Source organism: Micropruina glycogenica (genome assembly GCF_900289045.1).
Classification (GTDB): domain Bacteria; phylum Actinomycetota; class Actinomycetes; order Propionibacteriales; family Propionibacteriaceae; genus Micropruina; species Micropruina glycogenica.
This window is the reverse complement of sequence record NZ_LT985188.1, coordinates 236398-258737: the sequence shown is the minus strand read 5'-3', so window position 1 is coordinate 258737 and position 22340 is coordinate 236398. Positions and strand designations below refer to the sequence as shown.

The window sequence follows — 22340 nt, the reverse complement described above, 5'->3', positions numbered from 1 at the left end:
CCAGCGCGACGATGGTGATGGCAGGAAACTCACCACCCTGATCGTTGACGTCGGCCCCGGTCGATCACCGTGACCGGTTCTTACGCGGCGGCCGGCAGCACCGCGTGCACCCGCCAGAGGTTGCCTCGCCCTGCACCTGTCGGCCCGATCTCGGCATAGCCACCCAACTCTTCGGCACGCACCCCGATCGAGGTGCGTCCCATTCCTGCGGTGAGGTTCGTGTCGCCGGCCGGTAGCGGGTTGGTCACCGTCACGGTGACGGCCTGCTGGCCGACGTCGACCGCCACCCGGGCGGTTTCTCCCGGCGCATGCCGGTCGGCGTTGGTCAATGCCTCGCTGACGATCCGGTACAGCGCCAGCTCGACCGCCGGAGGCAGGCCCACGGTCGTGTCTGGGCACACCAGGTCCGCCCCCGAGCGTGCGGCCCTGGTGGCGATGGCCCCCCACAGGCCGCGCTGCTCCAGCTCCAGCGGCCACAGCCGATAGACGACCCGACGCAGCTCTGTCACCGCGACCCGCAGGTCGCTGCGGGCGGCGTCCAGCGAGTCCCTGGCGGCTTCAACGTCGGTGGCCAACAGGTTACGGGCCGCGTCCGCACGCATCACGGCGCCGGTGAGCAGCGGACCCAGACCGTCGTGCAGGTCACGGTGCAGGGTGAGCTGTTCCCGCTCCCGTACGTCTGCGAGCGCGGCCCGGGCGGTGCGAACCTCGGTGAGCAGTGCGCTCTCGCGCGCCAGCAGGCTGAGCGGCAATGCCACCAACTGCAGGGCGGTCCGATCGTCGCGGCGCAACTGTCGCTCACCGACCCGCAACGTGATCCGGAACGACAGGTCGTCGGGCGCAGCTGAGCCTTCGGCCGACGCGGGCTGGGTGCGCAGCGGAAGCGTCACGATGACGGAGCCGGAAGGCGCCGGCGAGACGCCCACCGCGAGGACCCGATCGCCGGCGACCAGCTCGATCCTCGGCAGCCGTAACTCCCGAGCAGCGTCGGTGAGGGCCGAGGCCACCACCTCGGTGTCGGCGCCGCGCCGATCGCCGACCAGCCAGGCCGTCGCGGCAGGGTCCAGGCGGCCCCCGTACAGGGCCCGGCCGACGGTGCGTCGCAGCAGCGTCAGCAGCGGTGCATACAGCAGCACCACGGCCACCGCGGTCACGACGTGCACGAGCCGTTCGGCCTGCGGTGGCACGACCGTCAACAGCGCCGACACCACCGACGCGTAGAGGGCGATCACCACGATCACGGCCAGGGCGTGCAGCGCCAGCGAAGACGACGTCACCAGCACCATCGCGACGACCGCGATCGTGACCAACGTGCCGACGGCGGCCGCTATCACACCACCGGCCGGCACCACCTCCGGCGGGGCGAAGAAGACCGGAAAGGACGTGACGATGCCCGCCAGCAAGGCACCCCCGATCGCCAGGCCGGCCCATTCCGACCCGCGCCACGCCGGCACGACGAGAACCACGACCACGACGGCGACCAGCACGGTCAGCACCGCCGCGGCCACCGCGGTCACCCCGAGCTGACCGGTTGCCGGGTCGGGGCCGATGTCGAGCGCGGGCACCAACGCCACCAGTGAGATCAGCACCGCCAGCACCAGCCCGATGCGCCGGATGATCATCGCCCGTACCCCGCCTCGCGAGCCCGCACGATCGCCTCGGCGCGGGTGGCGACGCCGAGCTTGAGAAAGATCGACGACACGTGGTTGCCCACCGTCTTCGCAGCGATCCCCAGGCCTTGCGCGATCGCAGTGTTGGACGCCCCCTGCGCAATCAGGGTCAGCACGTCGTGCTCTCGCGCGGTCAACTCAGGCAACGACTCGCCGGCCGGACGGCGGGTGACCCGTCCCAGCACGTGTTCGGCGATCCGCGGGGCCAGCACCGCCGACCCGCCGGCCACCGTGCGCAGAGCACGCTCGATCTCTTCGGGCTCCGCGCCCTTGAGCAGGTAGCCGCGCGCGCCGGCGGCGAGGGCGTCTGCGACCAGGTCGTCCTCGTCGAACATCGTGAGAACCAGCACTGCGGTGCCGGGCAGGTCCCGCCCGATTCGCCGTGCGGCCTCCACGCCGTCCACGTTCGGCATCCGCAGGTCGAGCACCACCACGTCGGGACGCGACAGCAGTGCCTCGCGAACCGCCTCGGCGCCGTCCGACGCCTCGCCGACGACCTCGACGTCGGCGAGCGTGCTCAACAGCGCGACCAGACCGCCACGCACGATCGGGTGATCGTCGGCGACGAGCACGCGAATGGGAGTTGGCATGGCGGCATTCTCTCCCGCCGGACGGCCGTCGCTGTAGGGGCCGGCCCCCAGATGAGCCGGGAAGATGTCCGGGCGGTTCCTCTTCGTGCGCGTTGGTTGAGCATGTCAAAACCCGTTGCCACAGGCTCTCGACGGCCCGACATGGGTCTCGACAAGCTCGACCGACGGCGTGGGGTGGGCGTCCCGGTTCGGCCGGGCGATCAACCCGACAATCACCCGGCGGATCGCGGTTCAGCCCCCTGTGTGTGCAACGCCTGCCGCAGCAGGCTCGTTGTCGGGCCGAACGGCGGTCCGACCGAACCTGAGAAGGAGTCAACCATGGCCACCATCAATCCGGCGATGCCCGCCCTCGCCCCGGCTGTTCCACGCCGTCCCGTCTCGCTGCGGATCGGCCTCGCGCTCGCGGCCGCCTTCACCGTGCTCAACGCCATCCCGGCTGTCTCGGAGATCGGCCTGGACGGATCCGCGTGGGACATCCTGGTGATCTTCCTCGCCATCTACTGCCCGTTGACGGCGTTGGTGACCCTGGCGCTGGTGCCGCTGGCCTGGAACGGCCGGCGCCGACCCGCCCAATGGGTGGCGGGCATCCAGGTCGCGTCCATCCTGACCCTGTGGCCGCCGTTCGTCCTGGTGTTCGTCGACGGATTGCCGCTGATGGCACCGATCAGCGCGGGCGTCAGCTACCTGCTCGCCCTGGTGGCCGCCTGGCTGATCCTGCGCGGAATGCGCGCCTCCGACTCCTGAGGGAAGCCCTGATGGCTCCAGAGCCCGGCCGAGTTGGGCTTCGATCACCACTGACGAGAGGTCGGTGATGGAGGCGGCTCGCTATCATCGCCGTCGTCTGAAGGAGCCTGCCGTGTCATTGAAGAACCATGCCGGTGCGGCGTCCGCCGGCGCCGTGGCGGCCAATGCGGTGCCGCACCTGGCACACGCGGTCATGCGGCAGCCCTTCCCCACGCCGTTCGCCGATCCGCCGGGACGCGCGGATTCCTCCCCGAGGCTGAACGCGGTGTGGGCGGGCATGAATCTCGCCACTGCTGCCTGGTTGGTGGCCACGCAACGGCGCCGGCTCGGTCGACCGTCGTTCTGGCTGGTCGCGGGCGTGTCAGGGGTTGCGGCCGCATTCGGTCTCGAGGTGTACTTCCGAAGCCTCGATCACCACGTGATCCCCCAGCGGTCGTCGCCCTGACCTGGTGGGCCCTCCTGGGATCGATCCCAAGACCCGCGGAGCTTGATCGCCGAAAGGTCGGGCACCAACCGAGCGGCTCATGGGCGCGCCGACGGACAGACCCGCGGCCGCTACTGCACCGCTGGCGCGCTCCTGCGCGAACGGATGCGGAGGCTCCGCGACCAGCGCGTGGCTTGAAAGGACCCCTACCCGGGGCTCACCTCCGAGATCCCCGCAGAGGCTGCCAACACGGGATCTGGTAGACCGCCCCACGCAGTGGCCAGGTATGCCTCTGCCCACAGATTCCGGCGTTCGCCGGAATGACGGAGCCCTCGGGGGCACCAGTCCGTTCTAACCCTGAGAAAGGTCTCGACTAGCGCGACCGACGACTGGTGGGCCCACTGGGAATCGAACCCAGAACCCGCGGATTAAAAGCACGCGGAAAACTGGGTTTTGGCTAAGTAACCTACGGTCGCGTAATCCCCTCGTGCAACAGTCGTGCGACAGAACAGCACCACCGAGGTTGTCGCTGACTGTCGACAGATACGACTATCTGTCTACACTTGGTTACCATCGCTGAGGAGGCCGGGATGAACACGGTGACGACCAAGAACGCCGCCGCCCATGGCACATCGAAGGCCCAACTGGCACGAGGGGTGAGGGCGGGCCGCTACGAACGGATAGCGCGCGGGATCTACCAACCCACGGACGCCGAAGCCGGCGACCTGGACTGGATCGAGGCGGCCGCCCGGCGCCCCGATGCGATCGTCTGTCTGATGTCGGCACTCGCCCATCACGGCCTGACCGACGAGATCCCCGCCACCCTGGACGTCGCGCTCCCCCGCGGCTCCCGCATCCCCGCGACCGCCGGCGCGATCACGTGGCACCTGTTCGACAAGTCGACCTTCGACATCGGCCGCGAAGAGATCCCGATCCCCGGCACCGACGGACTGACGATCGGCTTGTACAACGCGGAACGATGTATCGCTGACGCCTATCGCCTTCGTGGCGAACTGGGGTATGAAACGCCGACCGCGGCCCTGCGCGCCTGGCTCGATCGCGGCGGCAAGCCGGCGGAGTTGATCTCGGTGGCCACCAAACTTCCGCGAGCCAAGTCGCCACTCCTGCAAGCCCTCCAAGCACTGACCTGAACGATCGAGTCCCGTGATGCCCGAGACCCACGAAGGAAACCCCGTGGCCGACGTTAGCGATTCCGCAGACGTCCGACGAACCGAGGGCGCCGGAATCGATCGGCGCACTGCCGTTCGGCGGTCGAGCGAGCAGGTTTTCAACGAGCTGCAGCGCCTCGCCCGCGCCGAGGGCAGAACCACCGGTGGGCCCGTGGCCACCCAGGCGTATCTCACACGGCACATTCTCGAGTCGTTCCTGGCGCGACTGGCGATCACCGGGCACGCCAGCCAGTTCGTCCTCAAGGGCGGCCTTCTGATAGGCGCTTACGCAGCTCGAAGGCCCACCAAGGATGTGGACAGCAACGCGATTGGTGTTCGCGTCAGTGAGGAATCGCTCACCCGGATCGCACGAGAGGTGGCCGCGCTCGACGTAGCCGATGGTGTTGTGTTCGATGCCGGCCGGCTCACGCTGGAGACCATCCGTGAGCAGGTGGGCTATCGCGGTATCAGACTGCGGATGCCGGCCACGATCAGTAGCGCCCGGGGGGAGCTCGCCTGGGACGTCTCCAGTGGCGACCCGATCGTGCCGCCTCCCAGGTTGATCGAGCTTCAACGGGTTCTCGGCGACCCCATTCCGATCTGGTCCTATGCCCCAGAAACAGCCATCGCGGAGAAGGTCGTCACACTGCTCGAGCGTGGCATCACCTCCACCCGCTGGCGCGACTACGTCGACATCGTCCAACTCCATCGAGGGCAGCGAACCGATCCCGCGGCTCTGCGTGAGGCTCTGGAGGCGGTGGCTCACTATCGGAATGTGGAGCTGCGTGCGGTCGAGACCGTGGTCGACGGCTACGGCGCAGCGTCCCAGGTGAAGTGGGCAGCGTGGCGCCGCAAGAACGGTGCGCAGGATCTGTGCGAAGAGCTTCTGGACGACCAGATGAGGCTCATCGCGCACGCGTTGAACCCAATGCTCACAGCCGACTGACACATGCCAACGGCCCAGCAGATCACCATGGCACGCGGGCCAGCGCTTACACTCGGCGGCCGTCGGCAGCCCTGACGAAGCCCAGCGCACGGTAGCCGGGCAGTCGCTTCTGGAGGGTGCTCCCGAGGATCGGCGCGCCTGCGTCGTGGTAGTCGTGCACTTCGGCCACATCCTTGCCCACTGACGCTCGCACGACTCGTCCTACGCACTGGATGAGTAGGCCGTCGAAGGAAATCGGCCCGGCGAGGAACAACGTGTCCAAGGCTGGGGCGTCGAACCCTTCGCCGATGAAGGGAGTGGTTCCGATCACGAGCACTCCGCTGCCGGGTCGCGCGTCCGCGAGCTGCTCGACGATCTCGCGACGTCGCTTCACGGCCATTCCGCCTTGGAGAACGTGGGGTCGGTGCCCCTTCTGCTTCAACGCGCCGGCGAGCGCCTCAACCTGAGCGACGCGTCGGGTCAGCACCAGACAGTTGCGTCCACGCTTGAGCGCGTCCTGGACGTCTTCGACGATCTGCAGGTTCCGCTCAGCGTCGTTGGCAAGGGCCCGATGGACCTCGGCCAACGCCCCCGGCTCTGTAAGGTCGACTTCGCCGTACGCGAACGTCGTTTGGTGAATGTGCAGTTCGCGGCGTGGCCCCCGGTGTTCGCTGTCGGCTTCCAGCAGTGTTCCCAGATGCCGATCACTGTCGAACGTGTGTCGCACGGGTCCGAGTTGCCAATCGACCAGGCCGCCCAATCCGTCACGTCGCGAAGGGGTGGCGGTCAGCCCCAGCCAGTACCGCGCAGCGATTGGTTTCACCGAGTGGTCATAGGCCGCCGCGGCCAGGTGGTGGCACTCGTCGACGATCACCTGGCCATAGACACTGGTCAACTCAGCGACATCCAGCCGGCGAGCCAGCGAAGGTAGCATCGCCACATCAACCAGGCCAGTGAGCTTCTTGCGGCCGGCTCCCAGTTGCCCGGGACGCACACCGACGAACTGCTCAATTCGGGATCGCCACTGTTCAGCAAGAGCTTTCCGGTCCACCAGGATCAGGGTGGACACCCCGCGCTCGGCGATCATCGCGCACGCCATCACCGTCTTGCCTGCCCCGGGCGGCGCCACGAGGACGCCGTCATCGTGCGCCAGCAGGTCGCCCACTGCCGAGGCCTGGGCACCGCTGAGTTCCGTACCAAGCGCGACGTCTATTTCCCGCCCGGCGTTCCGAACGTCCGTGACGTCCAACCGCGAACCGGACTGCTCGACGATGTCGGCGATGCGATGCCTGAGACCGCGAGGCAGGACGAGACGCTCATCGAGCGTCAGGTCGTAGCCCTGAATGAATCGGGGGGTGTCGCCGGTCCATTTGCGAAGGCGTTGCAGCTCATAGAATTTCGGGTTCGAAAGGGATGCCGCATGCTTGAATGTGGCCATTGCTGCAGGTGTAAGCCGAGCGAGGTCGATAGACAGCCCAGCCCCCAACTCGGCGCGGATGACAGCCGGCATTCGCGGCTGCACACGGGTTGCCGACGAACGTTCGAGCGCGACCAGCTCCCCGCCGACGTGCGAGCGGGCGGCGATCCGTGCGAGCTGTTCGGCTCTCTCCGGAGATAGGCGATCGAGCGTCGACAGAAACTCCCACTGATCCTCGTGTGGCTCGAGCGTCGCCACGTTCAGAAATACGGTCAGACCGTCTTTGCGTCGGCGACCCTGCAGCGGTGCTGCGATCAAGTTTCCGAAGCCACCCTCGGGTACGACGTCCTGGTTCGGGAACAGCCGATCGTACGAACGTAGATCCATCGATCCGCGCAACACGATCGCCTCGTGCACCAACATAGTGCCCACTGCTCGAGCCGTGACGGCAGGAACGGCGCCCGAGAAGAGGATCCACACGTGGGCCCCACGACCCGATTGCGAGACTTCCAAGGCAGAGGGAACGCGGTGGCTGCCGGCCGCCTTCACGAAGGCCAAGGCGTCGAGCATCGCTGTGGCGCCGTCGAAGTCGGCCGCGAGCCAACGGCACAGGTTGCCTGGCAACAGCGGGTACAGACCAATGAACACCCCGCCAGCAAGGTGGGCAACCAGTACCTCCTGCGTCAGCGGAAGGTGGCGGACAGCTCGCTTGTCGATCCCCTTGCGCCAGCCACCGGCGATCGCGGGCGACCACCCGCTGATCCCCTTGCGTTCGTTGTCCCACCGCACCGCATACACGTCCCGACGGGCCGCGAATCGATCCGCGAACAAGGCCAGCTTCGCCGAAACCGGTGATGACATCGTGACCAGGCCGGGCGCCACGACCGGGATCACCGGCTGCTCCGCTGCCGGAGTCGTTTCTCCCTCCCGCAACTGCAAGAGTCGCGACAGCCGAGCGTTCTCCTCCCGGAGTCGCTCCAACTCCCGCAGAAGAGCCGAGTCCCGGTCAGCCGCCACGTAGACAGTCAACACCAGCGTCGACAGGCACGTGAGAGTTCAGGCGCCGAGCGGATCGGCCGAGCCGGGCTGTGATGAGTTTCAAGGCTACCGACTTGGCCGTCCGCCGTTGCTCCGCCCACAATCAATGTGGCGCGTTTCACACCCACACGCGATAAGCGAATTGCGGCTGAGAAACGGCTCTCGTGAGCCGCGGATAATTCGCCCTCAGTGGAGCAGAATCCGCTACCAACCCGGGCCTTCCGACCAAGAGCAGAACATTGACGAAGCACCCGTCCTATGATGACTCTGCCTACGAAATCCCTTGTCAACCTGGGTTCAGCCTCACCTGCCCTCGTTCATACTGGGCGTCCCTTAAAAGCACGCGGAAAACTTGTGTTTGGCTAGGTAACCTACGCACTCGTAACCCCCCGCGTGCGTCAGGGTTGGCGCGGATTTTCCCTCAAAATTCCGCTGCACGCGCCCGCGGACTTTGACGTCCGCTACACGGTTGCCGCGCGGCGCCGACTAGCGTGTGCGCCCGTCGTCGATCACGCGTTGAGGCACTGTGCCGAGTGACACGCATCTTAGTTCTGAGTCGCCAAGTCTTGCTTTGGGATCGTCAGCACATCCTGCACGTCAACGCCTTCGTGGTGCTGCACGTCGACTCTTGAGCGCGGTTCAGACTCGATCGGATGCTGCGCCAACAGGTAGGCGGACAATGACTCCGAGGTGTTGTGGCCCATCCGTTTGAGGATCTCAACGAGATCGCGCCCCACCAAGAAGACGATGGGGTGTTGATCCTCGCGCACCTCTTGGTAGGGCTGCGCACCGACGAACGACGTGGTGACGAACACGCCGAACTCGCGGTGTTTGATGCGCGAGATCAACCGGCTCACCATCTTGACCGAGATGCCGCCTCCGCCGGGGTCGTAGCACTTGGCCTCGAGCGCAAACTGGAGCCGAACTGGATCCTGGCTTGGTCCGAGCCGGTACTCTCCGACGGCATCCCGCCCGCCGTCCCTACTCGGCCTCGTCACTTCGACGCTCGCCACGTGCGGATCCGAATGCACCCACATTTCGGCGGCGAAGTTCTCAAACGCAACCGGCATGGAACTGAAGTGGTCGTGCACCATGCGCATCATCCAGGCATCCTCCGGCTTCGGGAGCTGCTCAGCCTTGCTGCGGACGGAGAGGTTCCGCGGCGCTTCAAGTGCTTGATAGATGCGGCCCTGCACCCACTTGCGCCATTCCCCAGGGCAAGACGAACCGAGCGGCTCCCCTGCCAGGATCTGCTCGAGCCAGGCGCGAGGTACGACCGGCGTCTTGAGCACTGTGAAATGCGCGCGGTAGTTCTGGAAACGCATCTCCTTGGTTGTGCGCCAAATGGCCACCAGTTCCTCATCGCTGGCCAGCCGTGGCGAACCGGGCGCGAGCAATCCGCGGAAGATCGCGTCCCGGCCCGAACCGGCGCTTTGGAAGAGCAGGATCGGCGGCACGGCTCGACGTGCCTCCGGCGTTGAGCGCGAGGCTGCAAAGATGTCCCGAAGCAGCAGATTCCCGCCCCGCCGCGTGTCATGTAGGTCATGCCCGGGCGTGCGGTTGTCACCGTAGTAGGTGAAGTCCCCGGTTGTCGGGTCAATGTGGTCGGGCCAATCGACCTCGACCCCGGACGTGTAGAGCACAGCCAGTCGTACGGTTCCGCGCCGTGGACTGCCCTTGAACCTAAAGCCGCCCTGATTTCCTACGGGCACAAGTCGTGCGATCGGGTCGTCCCCTGCGTTGCCTGCCTTGCCACCGACGTACACGCGATCCAGCACGAGGTCTGCATCCGCTAGATCCGCGAAAGCGACTGCGCTGTCTTTCGGCACGAGGTCCATCGTTGCACGCCGTCCCCGGCGACCCACCCTGGCCAATGCAGGCGACTCAAGGGAGCGGCCGGTCGCCATAACTGAAGCAGGCTCGCTACTTCTTGCAGCCCGCGACGTTTCCTTCGTCATCGACCAGTGCCAGGCACCCTCCTCGTAGAACATGTGCGCGGACACCGGCAGGGCCCACCCCTGAACCCGCAGCCGTGCGGTCACGACCTTGGCGTGGCGCACGAGGAGATACGCGACCGGGCGCGGACTCCGGTGCAGCCGACGTCGAAGGCCATCCCGCGGACCTGCTGCGCACGTGGAGCAACCGAGCGACCTTTCGAGGTATACCTGGACGGGCTCGTGTCCGGAGCGCCGACGTGATCTACGACGAGCACGACGGACGGGTTGGCAGGCTCGCCATCATCGGCCACAAGACCGCTACGGTCGATCAGGTCGAATCGTGGCAGCTGCAGATCGATGTCGACGCCGGGCGTCGTGAGGGCCAGGAAGTTGCCGCCTCGTCATCCACGACCTCGGCGCCGTCCGGCGCCTCGACGTGGACGTGACCGACGCAGCGGTGGAGTCCGCCGAGTCCGGCGAACTGACGACGCGTGAGGGATTGCGCAAGCGCCGCTTCGACCCGAAACCGGCCGCGTTCAAGTGCCGCCGGTGTGACGTGCGGCACATCTGCAACGCGGCCCGCACGCGCTGATCATCGATGGTCGCCTGCGCTAGCTTGACGGCTGTGACCCTCCCGGAAGCCGCTTCGTCGCGCGCGCCGTCCGGTGAAGGTCCGTGGCGCCCGACCACTCTGTTGTTCGTGGGCCTCAACCCGCCGCTCACCTCGGGGGCCAGGACGCGCGCCCGGGTCGAGTTGGCTCGTGGGCTGCTCGGGTTCGAATCGGTTCAGGTTGCCAACCTGTTCGCGCTGCCGACGCGGGACCTGGCCGGCATCGTCACCGCGGGCGACACCGAACACGGCTGGTCGGCGGCGCGCACGACGCTGGCCCACCGGTTGCCAGCCGTGGACGGCGTGCTGCTCGGGTACGGCGTGCAGGCGCCGTCGGGGCCGGCGCGTCAGCGGTTCCGCGACCAGGTGGCCTGGCTGGAGGCGCTCTTGACGGACGTCGGCCTGCCGGTCTGGCAGGTGGGCGGTCAGCCCCGGCACCCCTCCCGCTGGCAGCGCCACACCCACCGCACCCGTCCGGGCAAGCCGTTCCCCGCAGCGCTGGCCGCCGAACTGCGCCGCCGGGACGACTCGCACGATGAGAACGCGGACGCCGTTTTCCGCGCGCCGTCCGCAGGGGTGACTGGCTGACAGCGCTGCGCGCCTGCAAGATGGGACGCGATGGGGCACGGAAATCCCGGGGCCATCGACGCTGAACGCGCGGGAGGGTTCATGGTCTCGAGCATTGCGTGGCTCGACACCTCGGCCGACGAGCAGCGCCGCGTCCGCGAACTGATCGCACTGTTCACCCAGCCCGAGAGTCGCGACGAACTCGGGATCGGCCAGGTCCGCCAGGTGCTGAGCGACACGCTGTTCCCGGGCACCACGGTCCTGCTCACCCGTGCGCGCTACTTCCTGATCGTGCCGTGGACCTACCGCTACGCGGCCACCAAAGAGCGCGATCCCGCCAAGCAGCGAGCGCTGCGGCGCGCCACCGATCGGGACCTGGTCACGGTGTTGCAGAAGACCGACCACCTCGGCGTGATCGGCCGCGTTCAGGGGCGAGCGGTGAAGAATCTTCCGTCCACCATCTACTGGGCCGGTCTCCAGCAGTACGGAATCCTTCGCAACGACACCGACCCCGAACAGCTGACACTCTCCCGTTCGGGACGTGAGAGCGGCTCCGACGAACTCGCCGAACGAGCTCGGGGCAGTTGGCACCCCACGCTCCCCGACGCCCCGATCGGTTTCCCCCACGCCCTCCCCGGCGGGCTCGACCTCGCTCCGAGAGAGGCTCAATGGCTGCGGGAACGGATCCTCGCGAGCGTGCCCGACACCCTGCTCTCCCACTTGGTTACGGCAGATCGAGCACCCGCCCCAGCCATCGACCTTCCGTGGCATGACCCGCTGTGCCGCACCGCTCCTGACCAGACCCAGGACGTGCTGCGCCACGCCGAGCTGTTCTCCTTCACCATGCACGGCGCCTCCCTGCTCTACAACGTGATGGTCGCGCGGCGGTACGAAGCAGCCGGCCACAACCGGGTCGTCGATGCGGCGACCCGCCACGAACAGCGGTATCGCGATTGGCTCGAAGAGGCGGACAGTGATCGTCGAAGGCTTCGGGAGTGGAACCTGGACCGATTCTGGGCGCACGTCACCGGACTGAACGCGCGGATCTCGTGGAGCACCCGGACGTTCGTGAACGACTGGATCTCAGCGGTCCTCGACGGCTCCGCCCAGGCGGCGCTCGACGACCCTCGCGCCAGGCAGATCGTCGAAAGCCGGGAACGCCGCCTCAAGAAGTCGCAGTCGCGCCTGATCAACGACCGGCTGCTCGCCTCCTGGAGCGGCGACTCCGGAAGCGGGGCCCTCAACTACCGCTGGCCGACCGTCCGCGCCATCCTGGCCGACATCCATCAGGGCCTCAGTTCGCCCGAGCCGACGGCTGACCGCGATGCTTGAGCCGGACGCCCGGGTCGTCCTGCTCGACCAGCTGCGCCCCCCGCGCGACTATCGGCTGCTGTCCGCGGTGGCGACCACGTTCACCCTCGACCTGACCACCGCGCTCGTCCCGCCCCTGGCGTTCGCGTCGTTCGAGCTGCGCGACTCGCCCGACCCGGTCGCCGCACTCGAGGCGGTCCGCTCCTGCACCGATCGCGTCGACGTCTTCTGCCAGGCCGGGCAGATCTCCGTGCCTCGGCAGGCGTCCGACCTGATGGCGTTCCTGGAGCCGATGGTGCACCCCGTCCGGCGTCCCCGGGCGGGCTTCCTGTTCCACCCGAAGGTGTGGTTCCTGTGTTACGCGGCGGAAGGGCTGCCGGACCAGTACCGGCTGTTGTGCTCGACTCGAAACCTCGCCGGCAGCCAGGCGTGGGACGCGGTCGTGACGCTGAACGGGACGCACTCTTACGACGCCGTTCCCGCCAACGCTCCGCTGAAAGCCCTCATTTCGCACCTGCCCGAACTGGCGGTCGAACCGCTCCACCCTTCTCGACTCGAGCGATTGCGCGACCTCGCGGAGCGGGCCTCGCACGTCGCGTGGACCGCACCGCAGGGTGTCCAGGAGCTCGCCTTCCACGCGTTCGGCGTGCCTGACGCGAGCGACCCGGTGAACTTCTCCGGACGCAGGCACCTCGTGGTGTCGCCGTTCTGCAACGACCAGGGCATCGCGCACCTCACGGGTCGCAGCAAGGACGTCACGCTGGTGTCACGACCCGCCGAGCTGGATCGACTGTCATCCGCGACCTTGCAGCGCGTGGGCCGTGTGCTCGTGCTGAATCAGGCCGCTTCTCTGCACGAGCCGCAGGAAGCCGACCATGTGGCATCTATCGCTGGCCCGGAGCCCCACGTGGTGGTCGATCCGCAGGAGAACGGTTCGGTCACCGACCTCCACGCGAAGATCACGATCGTGGAGCGGAGCTACGGACGGGCGCACCTGTTCGTCGGCTCGCCCAACGCGACGTCGTCGGCATACGCCGGCAACGTCGAGTTCGCCGTCGAGCTGGCGGGTCGTGCACGAGAGCTCGGCATCGACGCGTTCCTGGGCGACGACAGCCCGTTCCGCGACCTGCTGGAGACTTATGCCGCAACGGGGGGCGCCGAGGTCGACCCGTCCGACGACGCACTGCGGGCGCTGCAGAATCAGCTTCGCGCACTGGCGGAGGTCCGCTTCACCCTCACGGTCAGTCCTGACGGTGACGCCCATCGGCTGGCCCTCGCCAGCCTCGCGCCGGTGCCCGTTCGGGACGGTTTCTCGGTCACGGCGGGCCTGCTCACCGTCCCGGGCACCGCGCACGCCCTCGCGCGCGTCGAGCCGGCCGATCTCACGTTCGGCGGCGTCGCCACGCCGAACGTCACGCCGTTCCTCATCCTGAACGCCACGGATCCCGACGGGAACGAGCTCGGGACCGTCGTCCACGCCGTCCTGGTGAACGACCCGCCGTCACGGCTCGACGAGATCCTCGCCCGTCAGGTCGACACCCCAGAAAAGTTCCTGCGTTTCCTCACGCTGCTGCTCGGCCTGGGCAACTGGGACGGACTGTGGGTGTCGAACGAGCAGAACGCCGGTGACGGGGCGGGAAGGTGGGGGTTCGGTGGCGGCGGGTGGACCGGCGTCCTCGAGTTGGTGCTCGGCGCGCTGGCGGATCGTCGCGAGGCGCTGGCCGACCTCGACCAGCTCGTCTCGCGCCTGCAACAGACCGAGTCGGGGCGGTCCGTGCTTCCCGACGGTTTCGATGAGTTCTGGGTATCGGTGAAGAAGGCGCTCGACAAGCTCCCCCGGGGGAAGCGATGACCACTGACCTCGTGTTCTCGGCGGCGCCGGTGCTGGCCGGCCTCACTCGGTTTCAGCGGAACACGGTCGAGCACATCATCGACCGCTTTTACCGCCAGCGGGACTCGAACCGTTTCCTGGTCGCCGACGAAACCGGGTTGGGCAAGACGATCGTCGCCCGCGGCGTGATCGCGCGCACGATCGAGGAGTTGCAGCACGACGACTCGGTCGACCGCATCGACATCGTGTACGTCTGCTCCAACACGGACCTGGCCCGGCAGAACCTGCGCAAGCTGAACGTCACCGGTGACCCGCACCACGGCATCGCCAGCAGACTCACGCTGCTCGCCAAGCACTCGCGCCACTTCGCGCCCGAGGGCGGCGCCCGGTTCCTCAAACCGGTCAACCTCGTCTCCTTCACTCCCGGTACGTCGTTCGAGAAGGGGTGGAGGTCGGGCAAGGCGGAGGAGCGGGCGATGCTCTACTTGCTGCTGGAGCGACGGCTGGAACTGTTCGGCGACCGCGCGCAGGCCGCTCACCAACTCCTGAAAGGGAGCGTGTCCTCGTGGGAGCGGTTACGCCAGTACGTGTCGCGGCTGCGGGACGAGTTGCGGGACGACATCGATCAGAACGTCGTCGACGCCTTCTTGACGGCGGCCGAACGAAGGCCGGACGGCGCACCCGCGAGCCTGCTGGACCGGTTCGCCGAACTCCTGGACCTTCAGCAGCGGGGTGAGCTCGGACCCGGAAGCTGGCATCGGGTCTTGGGCCTCGTCGGCGACCTTCGATCCACGCTGGCGCGCGAGAGCGTCCACCTGCTCACCCCCGACCTCGTGATTCTGGACGAGTTCCAGCGGTTCCGTCAGTTGCTCAACAAGCAGACCGAGGCCGGCGAACTCGCCCACAGCCTGTACGAGTACGACGCCGCGAGGACCCTGCTGCTGTCGGCCACCCCGTACAAGCCGTTCACCTACGCCGAAGAGGCGCAGTTCGGCGAGGATCACCACAAGGACTTCATGACGATGGTCGAGTTCCTCGCCGACGGGAGCGCCGGTGACCCCCGCGGCGACATCGCGACCGCGCTGGCCGACTACCGGAAAGCGGTCGTCGCCGGCGAACCGGCCGACCAGGTCACGCAGGAACTCAGGCGTCTGCTTTTGCGCCTCATGACGCGCACCGAGCGTCCACGCGTCGTGGGCGCGACGATGGCGACCGAGTCGTTCAGCAGGCTCGACTCCATCCCCGCGCAGGACCTGCTCGGGTTCGTCGCGATGCGCGACGTCGCCCGTAAGGTGGGCGCGCCGTTCTCCGTGGAGTACTGGAAGTCCGCGCCGTACTTCGCGAACTTCATGGACGGGTACAAGATCGCCGAGAAGGTCAGGGAGGCGCTCAAGGACCCCTCACGGGCGACCGGAGTGCGACGCCTGCTGAAGAGGACACAGCGACTGGACACGGACGCCATCAAGGCCTACGAGGCGGTGGATCTGGCGAACGCGCGGCTGCGGCGGCTCGCGGACGAGACGGTCGACGCCGGGTGGTGGAAGCTGCTGTGGGTTCCGCCCTCGCTGCCCTACCTGGCCCCGGGCGGCCCGTACGCCGAGCAGTTCGCGTCCCGCGTGACGAAGCGCCTCGTCTTCTCGTCGTGGATGGCGACCCCGAGCGCCGTCGCCACCCTGCTCAGCTACGAGTCCGACCGGCTGTCGGCCGGTGACTCGTTCCGCGACAAGACGCCCGACGAGCGCGACACCGAGCGGAAGGGCCGGCGCGGACGACTCGCCTTCCGCATGGACCGAGAGCGCGACCGACCCGCCAGCATGGCGACTCTCGCGCTGTTCTGGCCCGCCCCCGGGTCGGCGGAACTGGCCGACCCGAGGGACCACCGCCGGGAGACGGGCGCGCCCGTGGACGCGTCGTCCCTGCGCCAAGCGATCGTCGACCGGCTCCGACCGGAGGTGGAACCGGTCGCGGACGAGGACACCGTCGGCCTCGCGTCGCACTGGTTCGAGCTGTTCCGCCGGCCGGACTCGTTCCCGCCGGGGCTCGGCATCGCCGACATGGTCCCCGCGCTCGCGGGCGTCGAGGACGAGGAGGAGCCCACGGACGGGAACGCCCCGTCACAAGCCCGGGACCGTGAACCGGAGCTGCTCACCAACCACGTGCGCGAGGCATTCCGGACGCGTGGCTCGGCGCAGGATCGCGCCATCACCGACGAGGTGCTGCAGGTGCTGGCCGACGTGGCTGCGCACTCGCCCGCCAACGTCGCGTACCGGTCCCTACGCCGCATCAGCCACGACCACCCCAAGGTGACGCCCGGTGGACTGTGGCTCGCCGCGGCCCAACTCGCCTCGTCGTTCCGGACGCTGTTCTCCCGGCCGGAGACGACTCTGTTGCTCGACCAGCTGAACCCGGACGCCGTGTACTGGCGAGCCGTGCTGGCCTACTGCGCGTGGGGCAACCTGCAGGCCGTCATGGACGAGTATCTGCACCACCTGGCCGTCAACCTGGGTTCGGCCGAGCTGGACGACGCCAAGCTCATGGAGATCGCCCGAGCAGCTGCGACCGCCGTCGCGTTGCGCCCCGCCCGCTACGAACTGTTCAACCCCGACAACCCGAGGGAGCGCCTCACTCTCCCGGCGCGGTTCGCGCTGCGTTACGGCGGTCGCCGGCAGGAGCAGGAGAGCAACCGGTTGCCCGTGGTCCGTCAAGCGTTCAACAGCCCGTTCTGGCCGCTGGTGCTCGCCACGACCAGCGTCGGTCAGGAGGGCATCGACTTTCACTGGTGGAGTCACTCCCTGCTGCACTGGAACACGCCCGCGAGCCCGATCGACTTCGAGCAGCGGGAGGGCCGCGTCGACCGGTACGACGGGCACGCGGTGCGCAAGAACATCGCCCACCGGCACGCGGAGGCGATCCTCGCCTCCGACGACCCGAACCCGTGGCGCGCCGCGTACCGCCTGGCCCAGGACGAGGAGGCGAACCTCGGCGACTTCGCGCCGCACTGGGTGTACCCGGGGCCCGCGAAGATCGAGCGACACGTGTCGCCGTTCGGCCTGAGCGTCGACGAGTCCCGGCTCGCCAACATCAAACGCGACGTCGCCCTCTACCGCCTCACGTTCGGGCAACCGCTCCAGGAGGACATGCTCGAGCTGCTGAAGCGGCGGTACACCCAGTCCGCTCCGGACACACTGGACGCCCTCCGTCTGGACCTGAGCGCGCCGGACTGGCCCGGGCCAGACGTGAACGAAGAGCCGTGAGCGTCGAGATCGACGCCGGTGCGCGCTCACGAACGCCGAACCGGATCCCCCGGCCCGAGTCAGTCCCCGAACAGAGGCGTGGACTGGTTCGGACGTCCGGACTGACCCGGCGGCCGCCCCGGCTGTACAGCCGCCACCCCGGTGATCAATTCGCCGGCGTCGAGGTACAGGTCGCTCACGTCGCGGTTCCAGTAGCGAACGTCCTTGCGCACGCGCGCGCTCTTCAGGTCGAGCCGTCGCATCTTGCCGTTCACCTCCGCCAGCGACTCGATGCGCCCGAACCGGTCCCCGAACTGTTCGGCGAACCCGGCGAGGGCGCGGACCTTCAGCAACGCGTCGTCCAGGTCGTGCCGGTGCGGGTCGATGATGGACGGCACGACCCGCCCGTCGACGCGCTCGAAGAACACGAAGTCGGGGTACATGCCGCGCCAGTTGCCGAACTCGTTGCGGTACGCGACGCACAGCGAGTCGCCGGCGGAGCGGGGCGGGTTGCGGTACCAGGCGACGGTGGTCGGTTTCGCCAGTTCGGCGAGCACCACCGTCCGCTCCCACTCGTTCAGCCGCGACAGCGGAAAGTGGCCCGCGTCGTCCGACATCAGGTGCTTCGCGACCAGCGGCGCCATCGTCACCTGGTCGTTCGCGTCGAGCTCCTGGAAGTCCTCCAGCCGCACCCGCGGCCGGATCAGCGACGTCACCTGCGGGTCGGGCGCCTGCGCCTTGATCTCGCGGTAGGCGTCGCGCCGCAGATCGCCCAGCCGCTCGATGCCCTGCCGATGCTCGTAGTCCCACCGGTCGAACAGGCCGTTCGCCAGCGCGTCCACGGTCTCGCGAATCTCCGGGACGGTCGCCAGAGCGGCGCACTCCACCATCGCGTCGCGCACCGGGTTGGCGAAGTCGTCCTCGGCGTCGCCGACGTGGTGCTTGACGTACGCCCGGGCGACGTCGCTGAACGCCGCCTTGGCGTCCTTGAACGCGACCGCGACCGCCTGATCGTCGGCGTGCATGGTGAACTCGGTGTACGCGAGCGTCTGCTCGCCGGTGGTGCCGGCGATCGATTGGCCGTGGATGGTGAGCACCTCCTCGCGCGCGGAGTCCACCTTGCGGGCGTACCGGATCGCGCACGCGTCCAGTTCGCGCAGCACCGCCTCCTCGACGTCGGTGCACGCGGTCGGACGCAGCCCGTCGTTGGCCAGTTCGGTCGCGAACTGCAGCAGCCTGCTCACGGGACGCACGCCGCGCTGCGGCAGCAGTTGCGTCGGCATCGCGCGCCACGCGTCCCACAACTCCCCGTCGTCGGCCAGGGTCGGGTTGACCACCATCTCGCGCCCGTCCAGCAGCACCTTCTTGCCGGTGCCCGGAATGTCGGCGATCTGGCCGGTCAGGAACTTCACCACTTTGCCGGCGGTGGTGCGGTCGAAGTACGGCAGCAGGCAGTTCACCGAGTTGAGCCGGTCGTCGCCCGGCACCCTTCGAGCGAGCGGGTTCCGCACCATCCGGCCCAGGATCTGGGTGATGTGGGTGTGCTCCCTCGCGGTGCGGAACGACACCATCACCTCGGCGCGCGGGCAGTCCCAGCCGGTGCTGATCGCCTCCTTCGCCACCAGCACGCGCACGTCGGTGCGGTCCTCCACGGACTGCGGCTCGATCCAGTTGACGGTCCAACTGCCGAACTCCTGCGCCGTGTGGTCGCCGAGCACGTGCCGCACCGCCTGCTGCGTTACCGACGGGATCACCTCGCCGATCACGTCCAGCGCACCACCCACAAGGTCGTGGTCGGGCTTGTTCGGGATCTGCAGCACCAGCAGCGGCGACACGGCCGCGTTGGGGTCCTTCTGGCTGGCGGCGTACTCCGCCCACGCCTCCGTGGACGCTTGCAGCTTCTCGGCGGCGCGGCGCACCAGGGCGCGGTCGAACACGCCCGCCTCGGTGGTGAAGTCGAGCACGACGGTGTCCTTCAGCAGGCCGGACTCCTGCACCCGGGCGCCGTCCACGTTGACCGGCTCGAGTGCCCGCCGGTCCTGCTGAAACTCCGCCTCGCTCATCGCGGTCGCGAACCTGCCGATGGTGGCGGAGATGCCGACCACGATCGGGGCGGGGGTGACCACGTTCGACCCGTGCACCAGCCGCTTCACGATGGTGGACTTGTCCCTCGACGTGCCCTTGCCGCCGAACCCGCGGTGCGCCTCGTCCAGAAACAGGTAGAGGGTCAACTCGTCGTCCAGGATCGTGTCGTTGAGCGTGTCCCAGATCGTCCACGCCTGATCGTCGGGGGCCTGGAACTGCTCGAACCGGTTCTCGTCCGCCACGTCACGCGTGCCGCGCGTCAGTTTGGACGTGACCGACAGCTTCTGGGTGTTCAGGAAGTAGACCTTGCCCGGCTCCAGTCGCGGCTGCGAGAACGGCGGCTCGATGGTGACCAGGTCGGTGAACGACAGCTTGTCGGACGCCTCCAGCAGCCGGTTGCGGGTCTGCTCGTTCAGGGACGGGTCGTCGGAGAACCAGACGACGACGGCCCCCTCGTCGGGTTCGAACTCGTCGGACCCGTTGAACAGCGCCTCGATCACCGCGGCGGCCATGACGGTCTTCCCGGCGCCGGTGGTCGCGCACAGGCTGACCGACGACCGCAACCCGGTCTCGCGGTAGTCGGACTGGGCGCGCTCCAGCCGCTCCAGCAGCAGGTCGACGGCCTCGGCCTGGTAGTCCTTCAGCGTGAACTTCACCGCGAACTCCTGACCGCGTCGATCTGGAAGTTGCGCAGGTAGCTCTCGTAGAGCCGGACGGGTTCGACGCGCTCGGGCAGCGCAGCGCACGCGCTCTGGAACCGGCGCTCGTCGTCGGTGACGATGAACGCCACCTTCGCTTCGGGCTGCGCACGGAGCGCGTCGACGAACCGGTCCAGCCCGTCCAGCCGCTCGATCACGCCGTAGGCCTCGGCCACGTCCCAGCCGTCCTCCAGCGACTCGATCCGGCGACCGCGCGACCCGGCCCGCAACCAGAGCAGCGGCGCGATCCGCGCGAACGCGTGACCGGCTGACACCGTCAGCGGCGCCTCGTAGGTCAACGTGAAGAACTCGGCGTTCTCTTCGAATCCGTCGGCCATCGGGAACTCGTCGGTGAACTTGTAGTCGCCTTTGATGGGGTCGCCGGAGGGTGTGCGGCCGGTGATGGCAGCCTCGATGCGCGGCTTCGTGATGTAGTCGCAGATGCCGAGCGACTCCCACTCGGGGTCGCCCGGACGCAGGCCCCGCTGACGCAGAGCGCGCTGCTCGTCGGCGGCCACCTCGTTGTTCGTTATTGCTATGGACGTTCGACGGCCGCCATCCTGCCTATTGAGGCGCATTATGGCTTGTGCGGTTGTACCAGAGCCCGAAAAAAAATCAATGACGGTTGCGCCCGGTTTGTCCTTTGTGAAGAATCGCAGAGTATCTTCCACTCCGTAGATGGACTTTGGGAAGGGAAATCTGCGGCCTGGAAGCAATACTGAGAGCAGATTTGTGCCCTGCGTCTCTGCATTGTGGGATGTCATATTCCAGACACGCTTGGGAATGACACCTTTGGCGGTTCTATAGGTTGCAATGACGCCACCGCTCTCATCGCGGCCCTCGACATTGATGTCACCCGCCCGAATTGCGGCCACAGTTCCGCTCGGGAGGTACTGAACCGCAACCGTTCGTTTTTCAGGCTTGTAGTTGCGAGAGCGAAGGTATCCGTCCGAGAGGTAGGACCGAGCGGTGTCGGGCGTAACTCCCCAGAGTCCTTCCGTGCCGTTGGGGAGAAGCGGCCAGACTGCGAAGGTGCCCGGCGGAGCCTCGATCGAGTGCCGATCTACCGCGTCGGTGATAAAGTCTCCAACGGAGTGGATAAAGCCAGATGCCGAGTCGACAAAAACTGGGTAAAACTGCTTAGGCCGAGCTCCGCGTCGAGCCGATGGCTCCCTCCGCCGAAGGCCGAGCCAATCGACCGGTTTCCCAATCTGGGCCGACGCGGACCGTGATTCGTCCAGCATGTTTGTTTCAGAGAGCCCTACTTCCTGTTGGCCTAGGCGAACGCAGAAGATGTACTCCTCTACCCGGGAGAACTGGCCGAATCGGGCCACTCCCTTCGCACTTATGACCGTTGTAACCATCTCAACAGAGTCGCCCGGAAAGGTCTGCTCAAGGAGCAACCCAAGCCGCAAGTACTCCTTCTCGTCAATGGTGACGATGAGCACTGAATCCTCGGGATTGAGCAGTTCCTTCGCCAACTTCAGCCGCCGCTCCATGAACGCGAGCCACTTACTGTGCCGGTACAGATCGTCGCCCTCGACGTAGTCGTTGTTGTACTTCCAGTCCTTCGCGCCGGTGTTGTACGGCGGGTCGATGTAGATGGCGTCGACTTTGCCTCGGTGGGTGTACAGCAGCGCCTCCAGCGCGTGCAAGTTCTCGGCGTTGATGACCGTGTGGAACGGCTTGTCTCCGCCCCGTTCCACCTTGCCGGTGCTGACCAGGCCCGGGTAGATCACGTCGGTGTTCTCGGCTACCACCACGAGGTCGTCCACCGGGTGGGTGGCGGTGTCGCCGGTCTTCGGGTCGCGCAGGTCGGCGCGCCTCTGCCCGTCGACGGTGGCGCCGCCGGTGACGACCCACAGGCGCTTGTCCGGCGCGGCGGTTTCTCCGCGGGGCGGCAGCATGCGCACCTTGTCGCCGACCCGCACCGGGCGCCCGTACAGGTCCACCGCCTCCGGTTGGTGCCGCTCGAAGTTGAGCCCGAACGCGCGCCGCTCCTGCAGGTGCCGCACCTCCTTCTCGAGTTCGTTGCCGAGGCCGGCGTCGAGCCGCTTCGCTTCGCGGATCAGGTCGGACAGACGGGACACG

16 protein-coding genes are annotated in these 22340 nt (G+C 67.6%); 10 read left to right on the top strand and 6 right to left on the bottom strand.

Annotation, left to right across the window (positions count from 1 at the left end; translation table 11 throughout):
* Nucleotides 1-80 precede the first annotated feature (80 nt).
* On the bottom strand, nucleotides 81-1622 hold the full coding sequence (locus tag MPLG2_RS01170; protein WP_105184567.1) for a sensor histidine kinase: 1542 nt from the start codon (nucleotides 1620-1622) through the stop codon (nucleotides 81-83).
* Nucleotides 1619-2260, bottom strand: coding sequence for a response regulator (locus MPLG2_RS01165; protein ID WP_105184566.1), 642 nt, complete (start codon nucleotides 2258-2260; stop codon nucleotides 1619-1621). The genes MPLG2_RS01170 and MPLG2_RS01165 overlap by 4 nt, the downstream gene beginning before the upstream one ends.
* Nucleotides 2261-2578: 318 nt before the next feature.
* Between MPLG2_RS01165 and MPLG2_RS01160 the strand changes: the two genes are divergently transcribed.
* The 4 genes from MPLG2_RS01160 to MPLG2_RS01145 all read left to right on the top strand — a co-directional run bounded on the left by MPLG2_RS01160 (nucleotide 2579) and on the right by MPLG2_RS01145 (nucleotide 5543).
* Nucleotides 2579-3004, top strand: a complete 426-nt coding sequence (locus tag MPLG2_RS01160; protein ID WP_105184565.1) for a hypothetical protein — start codon at nucleotides 2579-2581, stop codon at nucleotides 3002-3004.
* Nucleotides 3005-3116: 112 nt separating this feature from the next.
* Nucleotides 3117-3449 carry a hypothetical protein gene (locus MPLG2_RS01155; protein ID WP_158680768.1) on the top strand — a complete coding sequence of 111 codons (333 nt, stop codon included), beginning with the start codon at nucleotides 3117-3119 and terminating at the stop codon, nucleotides 3447-3449.
* Nucleotides 3450-4018: 569 nt separating this feature from the next.
* Nucleotides 4019-4579, top strand: a complete 561-nt coding sequence (locus MPLG2_RS01150; RefSeq protein ID WP_105184563.1) for a type IV toxin-antitoxin system AbiEi family antitoxin domain-containing protein — start codon at nucleotides 4019-4021, stop codon at nucleotides 4577-4579.
* Nucleotides 4580-4595: 16 nt separating this feature from the next.
* Nucleotides 4596-5543, top strand: coding sequence for a nucleotidyl transferase AbiEii/AbiGii toxin family protein (locus MPLG2_RS01145; protein ID WP_105184562.1), 948 nt, complete (start codon nucleotides 4596-4598; stop codon nucleotides 5541-5543).
* A 46-nt stretch (nucleotides 5544-5589) separates the two neighbouring features.
* Here MPLG2_RS01145 and MPLG2_RS01140 read toward each other — a convergent pair whose 3' ends face one another.
* Nucleotides 5590-7833 (bottom strand): DEAD/DEAH box helicase, encoded by a 2244-nt coding sequence (locus MPLG2_RS01140; protein WP_197710029.1) that lies wholly within the window; start codon nucleotides 7831-7833, stop codon nucleotides 5590-5592.
* 689 nt (nucleotides 7834-8522) lie between these two features.
* Nucleotides 8523-9815, bottom strand: a complete 1293-nt coding sequence (locus MPLG2_RS01135; RefSeq protein WP_105184561.1) for a restriction endonuclease — start codon at nucleotides 9813-9815, stop codon at nucleotides 8523-8525.
* A gap of 356 nt (nucleotides 9816-10171) precedes the next feature.
* On the opposite strand from MPLG2_RS01135, the gene MPLG2_RS01130 reads away from it, so the two are divergent.
* The 6 genes from MPLG2_RS01130 to MPLG2_RS01110 are packed head-to-tail and all read left to right on the top strand — an operon-like array spanning nucleotide 10172 to nucleotide 17487.
* Entirely contained in the window at nucleotides 10172-10360 is a 189-nt protein-coding gene (locus tag MPLG2_RS01130) for a hypothetical protein (protein ID WP_105184560.1), read from the top strand.
* Nucleotides 10351-10506, top strand: a complete 156-nt coding sequence (locus MPLG2_RS18185; RefSeq protein ID WP_158680767.1) for a hypothetical protein — start codon at nucleotides 10351-10353, stop codon at nucleotides 10504-10506. Before MPLG2_RS01130 ends, MPLG2_RS18185 begins: the two co-directional genes overlap by 10 nt.
* A gap of 33 nt (nucleotides 10507-10539) precedes the next feature.
* A complete protein-coding gene (locus MPLG2_RS01125) occupies nucleotides 10540-11112 on the top strand; it encodes a DUF1643 domain-containing protein (protein WP_158680766.1) in 573 nt (190 codons plus the stop codon).
* A 30-nt stretch (nucleotides 11113-11142) separates the two neighbouring features.
* Nucleotides 11143-12423 carry a DUF6361 family protein gene (locus tag MPLG2_RS01120; RefSeq protein ID WP_331826932.1) on the top strand — a complete coding sequence of 427 codons (1281 nt, stop codon included), beginning with the start codon at nucleotides 11143-11145 and terminating at the stop codon, nucleotides 12421-12423.
* On the top strand, nucleotides 12416-14254 hold the full coding sequence (locus MPLG2_RS01115; RefSeq protein WP_105184557.1) for a phospholipase D family protein: 1839 nt from the start codon (nucleotides 12416-12418) through the stop codon (nucleotides 14252-14254). The genes MPLG2_RS01120 and MPLG2_RS01115 overlap by 8 nt, the downstream gene beginning before the upstream one ends.
* Nucleotides 14251-17487 carry a DEAD/DEAH box helicase family protein gene (locus MPLG2_RS01110; RefSeq protein ID WP_105184556.1) on the top strand — a complete coding sequence of 1079 codons (3237 nt, stop codon included), beginning with the start codon at nucleotides 14251-14253 and terminating at the stop codon, nucleotides 17485-17487. Before MPLG2_RS01115 ends, MPLG2_RS01110 begins: the two co-directional genes overlap by 4 nt.
* Before the next feature lie 59 nt (nucleotides 17488-17546).
* Here MPLG2_RS01110 and MPLG2_RS01105 read toward each other — a convergent pair whose 3' ends face one another.
* Entirely contained in the window at nucleotides 17547-20207 is a 2661-nt protein-coding gene (locus MPLG2_RS01105) for a DEAD/DEAH box helicase (RefSeq protein WP_158680764.1), read from the bottom strand.
* Nucleotides 20204-22339 carry a site-specific DNA-methyltransferase gene (locus MPLG2_RS19185; RefSeq protein ID WP_105184554.1) on the bottom strand — a complete coding sequence of 712 codons (2136 nt, stop codon included), beginning with the start codon at nucleotides 22337-22339 and terminating at the stop codon, nucleotides 20204-20206. The genes MPLG2_RS01105 and MPLG2_RS19185 overlap by 4 nt, the downstream gene beginning before the upstream one ends.
* Nucleotide 22340: the final 1 nt, after the last annotated feature.

Bases quoted from the DNA above. Each gene is read 5' to 3' on its own strand.
- MPLG2_RS01170 (WP_105184567.1), bottom strand. From the start codon at position 1,622: ATGATCATCCGGCGCATCGGGCTGGTGCTGGCGGTGCTGATCTCACTG.
- MPLG2_RS01165 (WP_105184566.1), bottom strand. From the start codon at position 2,260: ATGCCAACTCCCATTCGCGTGCTCGTCGCCGACGATCACCCGATCGTG.
- MPLG2_RS01160 (WP_105184565.1), top strand. From the start codon at position 2,579: ATGGCCACCATCAATCCGGCGATGCCCGCCCTCGCCCCGGCTGTTCCA.
- MPLG2_RS01150 (WP_105184563.1), top strand. From the start codon at position 4,019: ATGAACACGGTGACGACCAAGAACGCCGCCGCCCATGGCACATCGAAG.
- MPLG2_RS01145 (WP_105184562.1), top strand. From the start codon at position 4,596: ATGCCCGAGACCCACGAAGGAAACCCCGTGGCCGACGTTAGCGATTCC.
- MPLG2_RS01135 (WP_105184561.1), bottom strand. From the start codon at position 9,815: ATGGACCTCGTGCCGAAAGACAGCGCAGTCGCTTTCGCGGATCTAGCG.
- MPLG2_RS01120 (WP_331826932.1), top strand. From the start codon at position 11,143: ATGGGGCACGGAAATCCCGGGGCCATCGACGCTGAACGCGCGGGAGGG.
- MPLG2_RS01115 (WP_105184557.1), top strand. From the start codon at position 12,416: ATGCTTGAGCCGGACGCCCGGGTCGTCCTGCTCGACCAGCTGCGCCCC.
- MPLG2_RS01110 (WP_105184556.1), top strand. From the start codon at position 14,251: ATGACCACTGACCTCGTGTTCTCGGCGGCGCCGGTGCTGGCCGGCCTC.